The sequence below is a fragment of the Streptomyces sp. NPDC021080 genome (assembly GCF_044333225.1).
GTDB lineage: Bacteria > Actinomycetota > Actinomycetes > Streptomycetales > Streptomycetaceae > Streptomyces.
Map to the genome: position 1 here is coordinate 94588 of NZ_JBIRQM010000005.1, position 16519 is coordinate 111106.

14 protein-coding genes are annotated in these 16519 nt (G+C 69.3%); 12 read left to right on the plus strand and 2 right to left on the minus strand.

The window, feature by feature from the left end; translation table 11 throughout:
- The first annotated feature begins 85 nt into the window (after positions 1-85).
- The 4 genes from ACH4S8_RS13730 to ACH4S8_RS13745 all read left to right on the plus strand — a co-directional run bounded on the left by ACH4S8_RS13730 (position 86) and on the right by ACH4S8_RS13745 (position 5793).
- On the plus strand, positions 86-1849 hold the full coding sequence (locus ACH4S8_RS13730) for an ATP-binding cassette domain-containing protein (RefSeq protein ID WP_398393329.1): 1764 nt from the start codon (positions 86-88) through the stop codon (positions 1847-1849).
- Positions 1850-2011: 162 nt separating this feature from the next.
- Positions 2012-2899 (plus strand): FadR/GntR family transcriptional regulator, encoded by an 888-nt coding sequence (locus ACH4S8_RS13735; protein WP_398393331.1) that lies wholly within the window; start codon positions 2012-2014, stop codon positions 2897-2899.
- Between the two features lie 407 nt (positions 2900-3306).
- Complete coding sequence (locus ACH4S8_RS13740; RefSeq protein ID WP_398393333.1) at positions 3307-4842, plus strand: RNA polymerase sigma factor; 1536 nt, start codon at positions 3307-3309, stop codon at positions 4840-4842.
- Between the two features lie 132 nt (positions 4843-4974).
- Positions 4975-5793 carry a S1 family peptidase gene (locus ACH4S8_RS13745; RefSeq protein ID WP_398393335.1) on the plus strand — a complete coding sequence of 273 codons (819 nt, stop codon included), beginning with the start codon at positions 4975-4977 and terminating at the stop codon, positions 5791-5793.
- A 109-nt stretch (positions 5794-5902) separates the two neighbouring features.
- On the opposite strand, the gene ACH4S8_RS13750 is transcribed toward ACH4S8_RS13745, so the two are convergent.
- Complete coding sequence (locus ACH4S8_RS13750) at positions 5903-6133, minus strand: hypothetical protein (RefSeq protein WP_103549626.1); 231 nt, start codon at positions 6131-6133, stop codon at positions 5903-5905.
- Positions 6134-6573: 440 nt separating this feature from the next.
- On the opposite strand from ACH4S8_RS13750, the gene ACH4S8_RS13755 reads away from it, so the two are divergent.
- The 6 genes from ACH4S8_RS13755 (at position 6574) to ACH4S8_RS13780 (ending at position 13862) form a co-directional block, all read left to right on the plus strand.
- Positions 6574-8697, plus strand: a complete 2124-nt coding sequence (locus ACH4S8_RS13755) for a type IIA DNA topoisomerase subunit B (protein WP_398393338.1) — start codon at positions 6574-6576, stop codon at positions 8695-8697.
- A gap of 623 nt (positions 8698-9320) precedes the next feature.
- Positions 9321-9848, plus strand: coding sequence for a DUF1453 domain-containing protein (locus ACH4S8_RS13760; RefSeq protein WP_398393340.1), 528 nt, complete (start codon positions 9321-9323; stop codon positions 9846-9848).
- A complete protein-coding gene (locus tag ACH4S8_RS13765) occupies positions 9845-10996 on the plus strand; it encodes a sensor histidine kinase (protein WP_398393342.1) in 1152 nt (383 codons plus the stop codon). Before ACH4S8_RS13760 ends, ACH4S8_RS13765 begins: the two co-directional genes overlap by 4 nt.
- Positions 10993-11679, plus strand: a complete 687-nt coding sequence (locus tag ACH4S8_RS13770) for a response regulator (protein WP_398393344.1) — start codon at positions 10993-10995, stop codon at positions 11677-11679. Before ACH4S8_RS13765 ends, ACH4S8_RS13770 begins: the two co-directional genes overlap by 4 nt.
- 105 nt (positions 11680-11784) lie before the next feature.
- Positions 11785-12273, plus strand: coding sequence for a DUF485 domain-containing protein (locus ACH4S8_RS13775; RefSeq protein ID WP_398393346.1), 489 nt, complete (start codon positions 11785-11787; stop codon positions 12271-12273).
- Positions 12270-13862, plus strand: coding sequence for a cation acetate symporter (locus tag ACH4S8_RS13780; RefSeq protein WP_398393348.1), 1593 nt, complete (start codon positions 12270-12272; stop codon positions 13860-13862). The genes ACH4S8_RS13775 and ACH4S8_RS13780 overlap by 4 nt, the downstream gene beginning before the upstream one ends.
- A gap of 74 nt (positions 13863-13936) precedes the next feature.
- Here the strand turns inward: ACH4S8_RS13780 and ACH4S8_RS13785 are convergent, their stop codons facing one another.
- Complete coding sequence (locus ACH4S8_RS13785) at positions 13937-14629, minus strand: response regulator (RefSeq protein WP_398393350.1); 693 nt, start codon at positions 14627-14629, stop codon at positions 13937-13939.
- Positions 14630-14791: 162 nt separating this feature from the next.
- Between ACH4S8_RS13785 and ACH4S8_RS13790 the strand changes: the two genes are divergently transcribed.
- On the plus strand, positions 14792-15607 hold the full coding sequence (locus ACH4S8_RS13790; RefSeq protein ID WP_398393352.1) for an ABC transporter ATP-binding protein: 816 nt from the start codon (positions 14792-14794) through the stop codon (positions 15605-15607).
- Complete coding sequence (locus ACH4S8_RS13795; RefSeq protein ID WP_398393354.1) at positions 15597-16460, plus strand: ABC transporter permease; 864 nt, start codon at positions 15597-15599, stop codon at positions 16458-16460. The genes ACH4S8_RS13790 and ACH4S8_RS13795 overlap by 11 nt, the downstream gene beginning before the upstream one ends.
- Positions 16461-16519 lie beyond the last annotated feature (59 nt).

A 16519-nucleotide genomic window follows, 5' to 3' on the forward strand; every position in this document is an offset into this window, starting at 1 on the left:
GGTGTGCTCGCCGGACCTGTGAGGCCCGCCGTGACGAGCCGCATGGTGCCCGGAAAATCCGAAATGTCGCGCTATCTTGCTTTGGGTGATCCAGGCCATCGGACTGACCAGCAATACCCGCAAGGCGCGTCCGCCCGCCGTCGACGACGTGTCCTTCGAGGCGCGAGCGGGCCATGTCACAGCACTCGTAGGAGCCCCGGGCGCGGGTAAGACGACGGCGCTGAGGCTCATGCTCGAACTCCGTCAGGGCCGCGGAATCACCTACTTCCGAGGCAGGCCGCTGCATCGGATCGCCCACCCTTCGCGCGAGGTCGGCGCCCTCCTGGGTGAGGTGCCGGGCCATCCGGCACGCACGGTTCGCGGCCAGCTCCGCATGCTGTGCGCCGCCGCCGGTGTACCCGTGCGCCGCGCGGACGAAGTCCTCGAAGTGGTCGGGCTCGTCAGTCTCCGGGACGAGAGTCTCGGCACCCTGTCCCGCGGCATGGACCGCCGGCTCGGACTGGCCTGCGCGCTCCTGCCCGACCCTCACGCCCTCGTGCTCGACAACCCCGCGGACGGACTGTCCGTCCGGGAAGGTCGATGGCTGCACGGGATCCTGCGGGCACACGCGGCACGGGGAGGCACGGTGCTGTTCACCACGGACGACGCCAAGGAGGCCGCGCGAGCCGCCGACCGGATCGTCACGCTGGACCAGGGCCGCCTCGTCGCCGATCAGGAGGCCGCCGAGTTCGCTCGCACCCGGCTCCGGCCGCGAGTGGCCGTCCGCAGTCCGCACGCCGCCCGGCTCGGTTCCCTCCTGACCAAGGAGGCCCGCGCGGCGCAGCGCTCCGTCGAGGTCGTGCGCGAGGAGGGCAACCGGCTCTCCGTGTACGGCAGCACCTGTGCCGACGTGGGCGAGACGGCATTCCGCCACGGCATCCTCGTACACCAACTCGCCGACGAGGCGGGTGACATGGGCCCCGCGCCGACCGCTCCGTCGTCCGAGGGGGGCGAGCGTCCCGCCGGTGGGCCGTGCCCCGCCGAGGCGCCGGCCGTGGACGATCTCTCCGCCCTTCCGCCGCCCATCGCCGTACGTCAGGCCCGGAGTCCGCTGCGGCCCCTGCGCTACGAACTGCGCAGAGCCGGCGGTGTCGGTACCGGTTACTTCACCGCGGGCGCCGTGCTCGTCTCCTCGGCCCTCCTGTCCGTCCTCCTGGCCAGGATCGGTCACACCCCCCAACCGCGTCTGCTGGCCGCGTGGCCGCGGGAACTTCCGCTGCCGCCCGCCGCGCTCGGCGCCGGGCTGCTGGGCGCCGTCTCCTTCGGCGAGGAGTTCCGCCACCCCGCCCTGGCCGCGGACCGCGGCACCGTCCCGCGCCGGCTGGGACTGCTGACCGCCAAGCTCCTCGTCGCCTCGGCCACCGCGCTGATGCTGGCGTTCCTCACCGTGGGATGCGACCTCGAGACGCTCTACCTCGTCTACGGGCGGGAGCTCACCGGAGTTCCGTCGGACTGGCTCTCGCTGAGCGCGAGTTGGTCCGGCCTCGTGGTGGGCTGCGCGTGGGCGGGCGTGCTGGCGGCCGGCATCTTCCGGTCCACCGCCGCGGGGCTCGCGGCGGTGCTCGCCGTCCCCGTGGCCGTCGTACCGCTCGTACAAAAGGTCTTGAAGGGGCCGTCTGCGCGGTCGGCGGCCGGATTCCCGGAGCGGCTCCGGGAACTGGTCCTCGTGCAGTGGCCGTTCGGCGGCGAGCGCTACCTGGCGGCCGGTGTGCGGGTGCTCGCCCAACCCGTTGGTGGAGCACTGCTGTTGTCGCTGGCCGCTCTGCTCTGCGCATATCTGCTCACGACTCTGCGGAGCCGGGTCCGATGACGACCGTCCGCGCCCTTCCGTTTCCCCTGTGCGCACAACTTCCCGAAGAACGCCCATTTCTTTCCGATAAGGCGTCAATTGCGACGGTGTGAGCGATCACCCTTTCGTGTGCTTTTCACCAAAGACCTCAAGGCAGTTGGAGTCGGCGCCGACAAAAGACCCGTGAGTACCCTTGCGCAGACCATGATGACCGCCGCCCGTTCCTCAGACTCCGGCCTGGCCGGACCGGGCGAACTCGACCGTTACCCCTATGCCGACGCGTCCGGTGCCGACCGCGTCGGCCCCCCTGTGTGGGAGAGCGCCGAGCCCGAGCTCGGCCGTGTCGGCCGGCGCCCCGCCGGGAGCCGCGGACGCGGACTGCACGGCCAACTCGTCCAGCAGCTCGGCCAGATGATCGTCTCCGGAGACCTCGGCGCCGACCGTCCGCTCGTGCCCGAGGAGATCGGCCAGCGGTTCGAGGTCTCCCGGACCGTCGTCCGTGAGTCGCTCCGCGTGCTGGAGGCCAAGGGGCTGGTCAGTGCCCGCCCGAACGTCGGCACGCGCGTGCGCCCCGTCAGCGACTGGAACCTTCTCGACCCGGACATCATCGAATGGCGGGCCTTCGGGCCGCAGCGGGACGACCAGCGGCGCGAGCTGAGCGAGCTCCGCTGGACCATCGAGCCGCTCGCCGCGCGCCTCGCGGCCGGACACGGCCGCGAGGAGATCCAGCAGCGGCTCGGCGACATGGTCGAGATCATGGGCCACGCCATGTCGCAGGGTGACGCCCTCACCTTCTCGCGGGCCGACATCGAGTTCCATTCCCTGCTCATCCAGCTCGCCGGCAACCGGATGCTGGAGCACCTCTCGGGGATCGTGTCGGCGGCGCTCCAGGTCTCCGGCGGCCCGGTCACCGGCTGTGACCGGCCGAACGAGGCCTCGCTGGGGCACCACGCCCGCATCGTCGACGCCCTCGCGTCAGGCGACGGGGCGGCGGCCGAGACGGCCATGCGGCAGCTTCTCACCGTCCATCCCGGGGGGGAGCGTGTCGTGCCCGCGCCGCGCGAGCACTGATCGCGCGGAGAGGGTGACGCGGTCCGGAGCGTGTGCGCGTCCGTGGTCGCGCCGGACCCGTGAACCGTCACCCGTCGGGACCTCACCGAATCTCTGTGGATTCGGTGAGGTCCCGACGGTGCGACCGGACGGCGGATCATGAACTAACCTAGTTTGATAGGATCTGCCAGTTTTTAGGCGCTTACGGGGTGTGACTCGGGCCACGCAGATTGGGCGTAACGCTCTTCGGGGCAGCGCGATGACCTAAGAGGTGATAGCCGAGGAAGGAATACAGGCGCCGTGTGTGGCGCTGTGCATCTTCCCGGCCCCCGCCCGCGCCGTCGGCCCATCCCCAGTCGGCGGTCGTCGGTTCCTGTCCGCAGTGGACGGGGCCGAAAACCGTTTTCCAACGTTCCGAGAGGTTGTTCGTGTCGGCCAGCACATCCCGTACGCTCCCGCCGGAGATCGCCGAGTCCGTCTCTGTCATGGCGCTCATCGAGCGGGGAAAGGCTGAGGGGCAGATCGCCGGCGATGACGTGCGTCGGGCCTTCGAAGCTGACCAGATTCCGGCCACTCAGTGGAAGAACGTACTGCGCAGCCTCAACCAGATCCTCGAGGAAGAGGGTGTGACGCTGATGGTCAGTGCCGCGGAGCCCAAGCGCACCCGAAAAAGCGTCGCAGCGAAGAGTCCGGCCAAGCGCACCGCCACGAAGACCGTGGCGGCCAAGACGGTGACCACCAAGAAGGCCACCGCCACCGCGGCTCCGGCTGCCCTCGCCGACGATTCGGCCGAGGACGCCTCCGCAGGCAAGCCCGCCGCAGCCAAGAAGACGACGGCGAAGAAGACCGTCGCCAAGAAGACGGTCGCCAAGAAGACGGCGGCCAAGAAGACGAGCGCCAAGAAGGACGACGCCGAGCTCGTCGACGACGAGGCGGTCGAGGAGACCCCGGGCAAGCCCGGTGCGGACGAGCCCACCGAGGACGGCGCCCAGGGTTTCGTCCTGTCCGACGAGGACGAGGACGACGCGCCCGCGCAGCAGGTCGCCGCCGCCGGTGCCACCGCCGACCCGGTCAAGGACTACCTCAAGCAGATCGGCAAGGTCCCGCTGCTCAACGCCGAGCAGGAGGTCGAGCTCGCCAAGCGCATCGAGGCCGGCCTGTTCGCCGAGGACAAGCTGGCCAACGCCGACAAGCTCGCCCCCAAGCTCAAGCGCGAGCTGGAGATCATCGCCGAGGACGGCCGCCGAGCCAAGAACCACCTCCTGGAGGCCAACCTCCGTCTGGTGGTCTCCCTGGCCAAGCGCTACACCGGCCGCGGCATGCTCTTCCTGGACCTCATCCAGGAGGGCAACCTCGGTCTGATCCGCGCGGTCGAGAAGTTCGACTACACCAAGGGCTACAAGTTCTCCACGTACGCCACCTGGTGGATCCGTCAGGCGATCACCCGCGCCATGGCCGACCAGGCCCGCACCATCCGTATCCCGGTGCACATGGTCGAGGTCATCAACAAGCTCGCGCGCGTGCAGCGCCAGATGCTCCAGGACCTGGGCCGCGAGCCCACCCCGGAGGAGCTGGCCAAGGAACTCGACATGACCCCCGAGAAGGTCATCGAGGTCCAGAAGTACGGCCGCGAGCCCATCTCGCTGCACACCCCCCTGGGCGAGGACGGCGACAGCGAGTTCGGTGACCTCATCGAGGACTCCGAGGCCGTCGTCCCGGCCGACGCGGTCAGCTTCACGCTCCTCCAGGAGCAACTGCACTCCGTACTCGACACCCTGTCCGAGCGCGAGGCGGGCGTCGTCTCGATGCGCTTCGGTCTCACCGACGGTCAGCCGAAGACCCTCGACGAGATCGGCAAGGTGTACGGCGTGACCCGTGAGCGGATCCGTCAGATCGAGTCCAAGACCATGTCGAAGCTGCGTCACCCGTCGCGTTCCCAGGTGCTGCGCGACTACCTCGACTAGGCCTCGGCCGCACGTCGACGAGGGCCCGACCTCCTTTGGGGGATCGGGCCCTCGCCGTCTGCGCGGAGTGCGTGCCTTCGCTCGCTGGATCACTCTGGGTGTTCCACGACCCTCCCAGTGTGAGGAGCGCGCATGCGCCGTCCCTACGTCCCGACGCTGGCCCTTGCGGCCACCACGGCGGTCATATCGCTGACGACCCCCGCCCTGGCGTCCTCCGACAGCGTTGTCATCGGAAGTCGCCCGGTCCACATCTCCGAGAGTCCGTGGACGGTCGCGCTGTCCAGCCGTGACCGGTTCGGGGGTACGCGCTCGGGGCAGTTCTGCGGAGGAGTGGTCATCAGTCCGACCAGGGTCCTGACCGCGGCCCACTGCCTCGGCGAGGACGTGCTGGGGGCGCCGCCGCACCAGACGGACGATCTGAAGGTCATCGCGGGGCGCGAGGATCTCATGGCCGACGACGGCAAGGAGATCCGTGTGAGAGACATCTGGGTCAACCCGCACTACGACAGTGATACGAACGCCGGGGACTTCGGCGTGCTGACGCTGGCCGAGCCGCTGCCGGCCGCCTCCGTGATCCGCATGGCCCCCTCGGGGGATCCGGCGTACGCGTCGGGGACCGCCGCCGTGGTCTACGGCTGGGGCGACCTGACGGGCGGCGGCGACTATGCCGACAGCCTGCGGGCCGCGGATGTCCACGTGCTTCCCGACGCCTCGTGCGAGCGGGCCTATCCCGGCAATGAGTCCGGGACCTACGACGCCGGGTCCATGGTCTGCGCCGGAGAGGCGGCGGGCGGCCGTGACGCCTGCCAGGGGGACAGCGGCGGGCCGTTGGTGGCCCGGGGCCGTCTCATCGGCCTGGTGTCGTGGGGGAGCGGCTGCGGGCGCGCGGGGAGCCCTGGCGTCTACACGCGGGTCTCAGAGGTGGTCCAAGCGCTGAACGCGAGCCGCTGAGAACCCCTTGCGATGCGATACGAGTGCGGGCGGCCACTCCCTGTGTCCAGGGTGTGACCGCCCACTCACCGGCCTGTCGCCGGCACCCGCTCGTCGTTGATGCGAAGGGTCAGCGATCTTCGTCGTTGACGCTCTCGGGAACGGACGTGAGCCGCTCCGTCTCGTCCTGTATCTCAGCGGCGATCTTCTTGAGTTCCGGCTCGAACTTGCGACCGTGGTGGGCGCAGAAGAGCAGTTCTCCGCCGCTCAGGAGGACGACGCGCAGATATGCCTGGGCGCCGCAACGGTCGCAGCGGTCAGCGGCCGTCAGCGGGCTCGCGGGGGTCAGAACAGTAGTCACGTCGCCTCTTCTCTAGCTCGACGAGCTGTCGTACCAGGGTCAACATCCAACCAGGCCGAAAACGTTCCCGCTCGCGGCTTTTCCTCGAAATTTTCTTTCGAAGCGGCTGTCTGCTGCCGGGTGGCGGCGAATGAGCCGTATTGCGTGTCTTTGTGTCTGTACGGGTTCGCGCTGTCTGTCAGTGTCGGTCCTCCCGGCTGGATTGCCGGTTGTTCATGAGGACGTGCCCGGAGCCTAAATGGTTCATGCCTGGAAGGGAACGTGATATGTACTTCACTCCATCGAGGCATCGAACACCCATGCGATCCTGGACTAGGGTGAGTTCATGCGAGGGTGGTGCTACAACGGCTCTACCAGGCCTCGGTACCCTCTGAGCGGCGACCGAAGCCGGGCCCTTACCCCAAAGGGTTCCCCATGAAATTCAGCGAGGAGCGAACCGCGTGACCGCCGATACGTCCGTGCCGTCCACAGCGCTGCTGACCGGAGCAGACCGTGACGGTTCCAACTACACCGCGCGGCACCTGCTCGTCCTTGAGGGGCTCGAGGCAGTGCGGAAGCGCCCGGGCATGTACATCGGGTCGACCGACAGCCGTGGTCTGATGCACTGCCTCTGGGAGATCATCGACAACTCCGTGGACGAGGCCCTCGGGGGCTTCTGTGACCACATCGAGGTCATCCTGCACGACGACGCCTCCGTGGAGGTGCGGGACAACGGCCGTGGCATCCCCGTCGACGTGGAGCCGAAGACCGGCCTCTCCGGCGTCGAAGTGGTCATGACCAAGCTGCACGCCGGCGGCAAGTTCGGTGGTGGCTCGTACGCGGCCTCCGGTGGTCTGCACGGCGTGGGCGCCTCCGTGGTGAACGCGCTCTCCGCCCGTCTGGACGTCGAGGTGGACCGCAACGGCCAGACGCACGCGGTGAGCTTCCGTCGTGGCACCCCGGGTGTCTTCAAGGCCGACGGACCCGATGCCGCCTTCGATGCGACGGGCGGGCTGCGCAAGCTCAAGCGGATCCCGAAGACCCGCACCGGTACGCGCGTGCGCTACTGGGCCGACCGGCAGATCTTCCTCAAGGACGCCAGGCTCTCCCTCGAGCACCTGCACCAGCGCGCCCGCCAGACCGCGTTCCTGGTGCCGGGCCTGACCATCGTCGTCCGTGACGAGTTCGGGCTGGGCGAAGGTGGCAGCAAGGGTGAGGAGTCGTTCCGCTTCGACGGCGGAATCAGCGAGTTCTGCGAGTTCCTGGCCGCCGACAAGCCGGTCTGCGACGTCCTCCGCTTCACCGGGCAGGGGACCTTCAAGGAGACCGTCCCGGTCCTCGACGAGCACGGCCAGATGACTCCGACCGAGGTCACCCGTGAGCTGGGCGTCGACGTCGCGATGCGCTGGGGCACCGGCTACGACACGAACCTGAAGTCGTTCGTGAACATCATCGCCACGCCCAAGGGCGGCACCCATGTCGCCGGCTTCGAGCAGGCCGTCGCCAAGACGATGAACGAGGTCCTGCGGACCAAGAAGATGCTGCGCGTCGCCGAGGACGACATCGTCAAGGACGACGCGCTGGAGGGCCTCACGACCGTCGTCACCGTGCGTCTGGCCGAACCTCAGTTCGAGGGGCAGACGAAGGAGGTCCTCGGCACCTCGGCCGCCCGCCGCATCGTGACGAACGTGGTGACCAAGGAGCTCAAGGCGTTCCTGACCTCCGCCAAGCGGGACGAGGCCGCGCAGGCCCGGGTCGTCATGGAGAAGGCCGTCGCCGCCGCGCGCACGAGGATCGCCGCCCGTCAGCACAAGGACGCGCAGCGCCGGAAGACCGCTCTGGAGTCCTCCTCGCTGCCCGCCAAGCTCGCCGACTGCCGCAGTGACGACGTCGAGCGCAGCGAGCTCTTCATCGTCGAGGGCGACTCCGCGCTGGGTACGGCCAAGCTGGCCCGGAACTCCGAGTTCCAGGCGCTGCTGCCGATCCGGGGCAAGATCCTCAACGTTCAGAAGGCGTCCGTGACGGACATGCTGAAGAACGCCGAGTGCGGTGCGATCATCCAGGTCATAGGGGCCGGCTCCGGGCGGACCTTCGACATCGACGCGGCGCGCTACGGAAAGATCATTCTGCTCGTCGACGCCGATGTCGACGGCGCGCACATCCGGATTCTGCTGCTGACGCTGTTCCAGCGCTACATGCGGCCCATGGTCGAGGCCGGGCGCGTGTTCGCGGCGGTCCCGCCGCTGCACCGGATCGAGCTCAGCCAGCCCAAGAGGGGGCAGGACAAGTACGTCTACACGTACTCGGACCGTGAGCTGCGGGAGACGGTGCTGGAGCTGCAGCGCAAGGGCGTGCGCTACAAGGACTCGATCCAGCGGTACAAGGGTCTCGGTGAGATGGACGCCGATCAGCTGGCCGAGACGACGATGGATCCGCGGTTCCGGACCCTGCGCCGGATCAACATCTCCGACCTGGAGGCGTCCGAGCAGGTGTTCGACCTGCTGATGGGGAACGATGTGGCGCCGCGCAAGGAGTTCATCTCCAGCTCGGCCGCGACGCTGGACCGGTCGAGGATCGACGCGTAGCCCTGCCGGGCGGTTCGCGGGCGGGTCTCGTCGTGGGTCGGGGCCGTGCCGGTACATCCGCCCGCATCCGAACGGATCCCAGCGGCGTCGCTAGGCGTGCGTGGGTTCTGATCCGTCCGGCCTGCGGGCATCTGATGTACCGGCACGGCCCCTTCCGTGCGTTCCCGACTGCGGGTGCGTCGTGGTGACCTGCCGACCGCTGCGGTGGTTCGGGTGCGGCGCCTTCCTACCCGATTTCCATCGGGGGAAATTCCAGCCCCGGCCGGGGAAAGTTCAGCCCCTCCGGCGTTTGAGGAGCGGGGTCCGGGGCGGAGCCCCAGGTGCGATGGGGGTCCCCCCTGGTCGAGCGAAGTCGAGACCTTGGGGGAGGGTAGGGGCGGAGGGGGCGAAAAGCCTGTGGCCGGCTCGTCGGGACTGGTGGCTGGGGCCGCATGCCCCGGGGCTCGGGCCGCATGGTTGGGACTCGGTGTGGGGCGGTCCACCCCTGGGTGGAGAGACGGGGTGCGGGGATTCCACCCATGGTCCACCCGGGCGCCGATCTGCCGGGAGCGCGATGTCCGTAGCGTCGATGGGGTCGGCAGCGCTCGCTGCGGACACCCGCTTCTCGCTCACGGAGGCCGTGCATGTCCGGGCTCATGAATGCCTTGATGATCTTCGCGGTCGCCGCTGTGGTGATCGCGCGCCAGTTCAGCGCGCGCCGGATCGGTTCGGACCGGCGCTGGTGGATCGTGCCCGCCGTCCTCGCCGTCGTGGCGCTGCGCGAGCCCGGCGTGATCGACCCGCACCATCAGGCCGAGGCGTCCCTCCTGCTGGGCGCGGAACTGGTGACGGCGCTGGCCGTCGGAGCCGGATGGGCGTGGACGACGCGGATATGGACCGAGCCGGACGGCTCGGTGTGGAGCAAGAGCACCAGGGCCAGCGGGGCCGTCTGGATCGCGGGCATCTGTCTGCGCCTGGGCCTGTTCGGCATCGGCGTCCTGCTCGGGGTGCACCAGAACTCCTCGGCCCTGATGCTCGGCCTGGCGGCCACCCTGCTGGTCCGTTCCGGGCTGCTGACCTGGCGGGCGCAGTCCATCGGGCCCACGGCGACCGGACAGGTCCCGGCGTACGGTGACGGTGTGCGCCGGGTCCTGCGGAAGGAGCGTCTGTGACGGACAACGTCTGGATGCGCTGGCCCTCTCGTGAGGCACTCTCCCGCGTGGGGGTGCACAAGGCCCGCCGCATGTTCGCCTGGGTCACACGCGCCATCGTCCTCACCATGCTCGTCGCCACGACACTCACGAACTCCGAGCTCAGCGGCTGGATCCTCGCCGCAGGCGTCACGGGAATCGCGGTGTGCGGACTTCTCGCCCGGGGGTTGTGGCGGACCACACTGGAACACCGCCTGCTGCCGTCCCTGGCGCTGCTCGCTCTTCTGCTGGCGGTCGCTGCCGCAGGGTACGGCGCGGGCTTCCGGATCCCCTCACTCGTCCTGCTGTGCGGCTGCGCCGTCGCAGCCATCGAACGGCTGCCCCTCGCGGCGGCCCTGCCGGCCACGGCGGTGGCGCTGAGCGCGTACGCGGTGCTCGACAACGACGTCTGGCTGACCACCGCGGCCACCACCGTGGGGCTGGCGCTCGCGGGTTACGTGCTGCGTCTCGACGCCGAAGCGCGGGCGAGCGCGCAGCGACTGCTGGCACAGGAACGCGCGGCCCGCGTGGCGGAGGCGGAGTCGGCGGCCCTCGCGGAGCGGGCGCGGATAGCCAGGGAGATCCACGACGTCCTGGCGCACAGCCTCTCGGCTCAGCTCGTGCATCTGGAGGCGGCACGACTGCTCATCGAGAGAGGCGCGGACCGGGAGATCATCCTCGAGCGGGTCGTGGCGGCACGCGGAATGGCCCGCGAGGGGCTCTCGGAGACCCGGCAGGCACTGTCCGCGCTCCGGGGCGAGATGTCTCCGCTGGAGGACTTCCTCGGCGAGCTCTTCACCACCGCCGACTGCGCCGGTGTCACGGTGACCGGCGAGCGCCAGCCGCTTCCGGCGGAGGCCTCCCAGGCGGTGCGCAGAGTCGCCCAGGAGGCGCTGACGAACGTGCGTAAACACGCTCCGGGCGCCAGGATTCACATCCGGCTGGACTACGGCGAGCACGAAGTCACGCTGGACGTACGGGATTCGGGTGGAAAACCGGGCGAACTCAGCGGTTCGGGAGCCGGGTACGGTCTGCTGGGCATGCGCGAGCGTGCCGAGCTGCTGGGCGGCTCGCTGGATGCCGGACCGGGCGAGGAGGGGTTCGTGGTGACGTTGAAGGTGCCGGTATGACCGAGAGGGCGGAGAGCAGGCAACCGGCGCGGGTCGTCGTCGCGGACGATCAGACGGTCGTGCGCGAAGGCATCGTGATGCTGCTGGGGCTGCTGCCCGGGATCGAGGTCGTCGGGGCTGCCGGTGACGGGGCCGAAGCGGTGGAGCTGGTGGCCGAACTCGCCCCGGACGTGGTGCTGATGGATCTGCGCATGCCCCGGTGCGACGGGGTCGAGGCGACCCGGCGCATCCGTGCCGAGTATCCCGGGACCCAGGTCGTCGTGCTCACGACGTTCGCGGACGACGAGTCGCTGTTCCCCGCGCTCCGGGCAGGGGCCCGCGGCTATCTGACCAAGGACGCGGGAGGCGACGAGATCGTGCGGGCCGTGGAGAGCGTGCTCTCCGGGGACGCGGGGCTCTCGCCCAGCATCCAGCGGCGGCTGCTGGAGCGGCTGTCGGCCCCGGAACCGGAGCCCGGTCCGCCGCCGGAGTCCCCGGACGGGCTCACCTCGCGCGAGACGGAGGTGCTCCGGCTGATCGCCGAGGGCCTCAGCAACCACGAGATCGCCCGCAAGCTCCATGTGTCCACGGCCACCGTGAAGACCCACATCAACAATCTCTTTGCCAAGGCAGGTCTCAAGGACCGTGCCCAAGCAGTCCGTTACGCCTATGGGAAAGGTCTCGTACGGCCGCCCGCGGGATGAGGTCACCTGATGGGGTGAAGAGCACGGAGAGGGGGGTCGGGGAGCCCTCCGATCTGCACATCCTTGGGCACGCGGCAGAAACGGGTCGCGGACAAGGAGAGTTCGGTGGACAAGCACGACGGCGGCGGTACGGGGGAGGTCCGGTTCGACGACCCCTGGTACGACGCGCTCGCTTCCGGCTGGGGCGAGCTGGACGGCACGGGTGCACTCGCTCCCGTCGTGCCGGCCGCCCGTTCGGAGCACGAAGAACGAACGGGCGGCGCCGCCCACGTCTACCTGGAGGTGCAGCGCAGCGCAGCCTTCCAGGAAGTGCGCGGCCGGTACCGCAGGTTCGTGATTCCGGCCGTCGCCGTGTTCTTCCCCTGGTACGTGGGTTATGTGGTGACCGCGACCACCGCGCCGGGGTTCATGGCGCGGCCCGTCGTCGGCGTGGTGAACGTGGCGCTGCTCGCGGGACTCGGGCAGTTCCTCACGACGTTCCTGCTCGCCTGGGCCTATGCGCGGCACGCGCGGCTGCGCCGGGACCGCGCGGCTCTGGAACTGCGTTGGGACACCCAGGAGATGACGCGGAACGCAGGGGGTGGTGAGCGGTGAACGGCCACCATCAGACTCTGGCGCTCGTGCTGTTCAGCGTGTTCGTCGCGGTGACGCTGGCGATCACGACATGGGTGAGCCGCAACCGGCACGGTTCGGCAGAGGAGTTCTACGCGGGCGGGCGGTTGTTCTCGCCGATGGAGAACGGCTTCGCCCTCTCCGGGGACTACATGTCGGCCGCTTCCTTCCTCGGTATCACGGGACTCATCTCCCTGTACGGCTACGACGGTCTGCTGTACGCCGTGGGATTCCTGGTGGCCTGGCTGGTCGTTCTCTTCCTCGTCGCCGAACTCGTGCGCAACTGCGGACGGTTCACGCTCGCCGACGTCGTGGCGGCCCGGATGGACGCGCGGCCGGTGCGGATCGCGGCCGGATCGTCCTCGGTCGTGGTGTCCGTCATGTACCTGGTGGCGCAGATGGTGGGCGCGGGCAGTCTGGTCTCGCTGCTGCTGGGAGGCACGAGCGGCGCGGCACGCAACTGGACGGTCATCGGTGTCGGCGCTCTCATGGTGATCTATGTGTCGATGGGAGGGATGCGGGCGACCACCTGGATCCAGATCGTCAAGGCGGTTCTGCTGATCGGCGGGGCCGTCATCCTCACCGTGCTGATCCTGATGCGGTTCCACGGGGACGTCAACGAACTGCTGCGTTCCGCCGCGCGGCGCAGCGGCCACGGCAGGGCCTTTCTCGCGCCCGGGCTGAAGTACGGCGGTGACTGGACGTCACGCTTCGACTTCATGAGCCTCGGGCTCGCGCTGGTGCTCGGCACCGCCGGGTTGCCGCACATCCTGTCGCGCTTCTACACCGTGCCGACCGCGCGAGCCGCCCGGCGCTCGGTGGTCTGGGCGATCGGGCTCATCGGCGGCTTCTACCTGATGACGATCGTGCTGGGCTTCGGCGCGGCCGCCGTCGTCGGTCCCGAGGCGGTGCGCGGATCGAACGCCGCGGGGAACACCGCGGTTCCTCTGCTGGCCCTGGACCTGGGCGGCGGAGCCGACTCCACAGGGGGAACGGTCCTGTTCGCGGTCGTCGCCGCCATCGCCTTCGCCACCATTCTCGCGGTCGTCGCCGGAGTCACCCTCGCGTCCTCGGCGGCCGTGGCGCACGACCTGTACGCCTCGCTGCGCCGCCGTCGCGCGAAGTCGTACGGCGAGGTCGCGGTCGCGCGCGCCGCGTCGGTCGGCATCGGCGTGATCGCCATCGCCCTGAGCCTCCTCGCCCGCGACCTCAACGTGGCCTTCCTGGTCGGGCTCGCGTTCGCCGTCGCCGCGTCCGCGAACCTGCCCGTGCTGCTGTACTCGCTGTTCTGGCGGTCCTTCACGACCCGTGGTGCCGTGTGGGCCGTATACGGCGGCCTGGTGCCCGCGCTGGTGCTCGTGCTGCTCTCGCCGGTGGTGTCGGGCAGCCCCGAATCACTGTTCCCAGGTGTGGATTTCCAGTACTTCCCGCTGCAGAACCCGGGCCTCGTCTCGATCCCCTTGGGCTTCGTCGCCGGCTGGCTCGGCACCGTCACCTCGGCGGAGCCGCCTGACGAGGCCAAGCACGCCGAGATCGAGGTTCGTGCGCTCACGGGTGCCGGGGCCGTCTGAGGGCCGCCGACGTCGTGCGCGACCGTTCTGAGGCGGCATGATCCATGCGGCGGCCCGTGGGCGGGGGTGCCCGCTCAGGGTGCCACCCACGCGTAGCGGTGTTCCGGGCGCCCTGTGTCTCCGTACTTGAGCGAGAGGCGCAGCCGCCCGGCTTGTTCCAGGTGGCGCAGATAGCGTTGGGCGGTGGATCTGCTCAGACCGGTCTCGTCGGCGACCTCGTGGGCGGACAGCGGCTGGCTCGCCTGGTGCAGCACGTCGCAGATCAGGTCCGTGGTCGGCTCCGAATGACCGCTGGGCAGCCCGGGAGAGGACGGCGCGGGTGCGGTACGCAGGGCCCCGAAGATCCGGTCGACCTGTTCCTGGCCCGTCACACCGTGACCGCCCACCCGGTCGACGGTGCGACGCAGGGCGGCGTACGAATCGAGGCGTGTGCGCAGGGCGGTGAAGGTGAACGGCTTGATCAGGTAGTGCAGGGCACCCAGACGCATCGCCGCCCGTACGGTGGCCACATCGCTTGCCGCGGTGATCATGATGACGTCGGTGCCGTGACCGTTCTCCCGCATCCGGTGGACGAGTTCGAGGCCCGTCCGGTCCGGCAGGTAGTGGTCGAGCAGTACCAGGTCGACGGGAGAGCGCTCGATCGCGGCCAGCGCCTGGGCGGCACTGTGCGCGCGGGCGGCCACCCGGAATCCGGGCACCTTGCCCACGTACTTCGCGTTGATCTCGGCGACGCGGAAGTCGTCGTCCACGACCAGGACGTCAATCATCGGGCCTCTTCCTCTCAAGGCCTGGGCGTTCGTCGCGCCCGTGGTTCGGCTCCGCTGTTGTAGCGCGAGCAAAATGAGCACAACAGCCCCTTGCGAGCAGAAGAACGCCTTGCGCCCAGAAGACTGATGCTGTGGCCCGCACCACATCTACGGTCCCGGGCCATGAGCACAGACACCAGTCCCGCCATCGAGCTGCGGGGCGCGAGCAAGATCTTCAAGACCCCGTCAGGGGGTTTGCACACGGCCGTCAGGGACCTCGACCTGGCGGTCGGCCGGGGCGAGTTCGTGGCCGTCGTCGGACCGACCGGCTGCGGGAAGTCCACCACGCTGACCCTGGTCAGCGGTCTTGAGGAGCCCACCGAGGGCGAGGTCCTGGTCGCCGGGGAGCCGGTCGCCGGCGTCGGGGACAAGGTCGGCTTCGTCTTCCAGCAGGACGCCACCTTCCCCTGGCGCACGGTTCTGTCCAACGTGATGGCCGGGCCCCGGTTCCGTGGTGTGCCCAAGGCGGAGGCGAAGGAACGAGCCCGGGAATGGCTCGCCCGGGTCGGGCTCGCGGCCTTCGAGGACCGCTACCCCCACCAGCTCTCCGGCGGCCAGCGCAAGCGCGTCGCCCTCGCCGCCACCTTCGTCAACGACCCCGAGATCCTGCTGATGGACGAGCCGTTCTCGGCGCTCGACGTGCAGACCAGGGCGCTGATGTCCGACGAACTGCTCGAACTGTGGGAAGGCACGGGTGCCTCGGTCGTCTTCGTCACCCACGACCTGGAGGAGTCCATCGCGCTCGCCGACAAGGTCGTCGTCATGACCGCCGGCCCCGCCACCGTGAAGCAGGTCTTCGACATCGATCTGCCCCGGCCGCGCAAGGTCGAATCGGTGCGCCTGGAGCCGCGGTTCATCGAGATCTACCGCGAGATCTGGGAGTCCCTCGGCGAAGAGGTCCGCATCACCCGCGAAAGGGGCGCCGCTCATGTCGCCTGAGGTCCTCAGCGCTCCGGTTGCCGACACGGCCAAGACTTCGGGCCGCGCGTACTCCCGCGCCCGTGCCGCACGCAGACGCAAGATCGTGGTGGGCGCCGCCCGGGTACTGCTCCTGGCCGCCGTGCTCGGCCTGTGGGAGGTGCTCTCGCGAGCCGAGGTCATCGACCCGTTCAACTTCTCCATGCCCTCGAAGATCTGGGAACAGATCCAGACCTGGGTGATGCACGGGACCGCACTCGGTCCTCTCGGCGAGCAGATCTGGTACACGCTGCACGAGGCGCTGCTCGGCTGGGTCATCGGTGTGGTCGCCGGAGTGCTCTTCGGTATCGCTCTGGGGCGGATCGCCTTGCTCGCGGACATTCTTGGTCCGTACATCAAGGTGCTGAACTCCATACCGAGGATCGTCCTCGCGCCCATCTTCGTGATCTGGTTCGGGCTCGGGCCCGCCTCCAAGGTCGCCTCGGCCGTGGTGCTCGTCTTCTTCCCGGTGTTCTTCAACGCCTTCCAGGGTGCCCGGGAGGTCGACCGGAACCTGGTGGCCAACGCTCGGATCCTGGGTGCGAGCGACCGCAGGGTGACGCTTCAGGTCGTCATACCGTCCGCCACGTCGTGGATCTTCACCAGCCTCCACGTCAGTTTCGGCTTCGCGCTCATCGGCGCGATCGTCGGCGAGTACATCGGCGCCACCAAGGGCATCGGCCTGCTCGTCGCACAGTCGCAGGGCACCTTCAACGCGGCCGGGGTGTACGCGGCGATGGTCATCCTCGCCGTCGTCGCTCTGCTCGCCGAAGGACTGCTGACGTTCGGCGAACGCCGCATCTTCCGCTGGAAGCCGTCGGAATCCGACCGCTGACCCCGCCGCCTTTCCACGCACGCGCGATTCCACCCCTCAAGCACGCACGAACCCTCTCT

Bases quoted from the DNA above. Each gene is read 5' to 3' on its own strand.
- ACH4S8_RS13745 (WP_398393335.1), top strand. From the start codon at position 4,975: ATGCGCCGTCCCTACGTCCCGACGCTGGCCCTTGCGGCCACCACGGCG.
- ACH4S8_RS13760 (WP_398393340.1), top strand. From the start codon at position 9,321: ATGTCCGGGCTCATGAATGCCTTGATGATCTTCGCGGTCGCCGCTGTG.
- ACH4S8_RS13770 (WP_398393344.1), top strand. From the start codon at position 10,993: ATGACCGAGAGGGCGGAGAGCAGGCAACCGGCGCGGGTCGTCGTCGCG.
- ACH4S8_RS13785 (WP_398393350.1), bottom strand. From the start codon at position 14,629: ATGATTGACGTCCTGGTCGTGGACGACGACTTCCGCGTCGCCGAGATC.
- ACH4S8_RS13790 (WP_398393352.1), top strand. From the start codon at position 14,792: ATGAGCACAGACACCAGTCCCGCCATCGAGCTGCGGGGCGCGAGCAAG.
- ACH4S8_RS13795 (WP_398393354.1), top strand. From the start codon at position 15,597: ATGTCGCCTGAGGTCCTCAGCGCTCCGGTTGCCGACACGGCCAAGACT.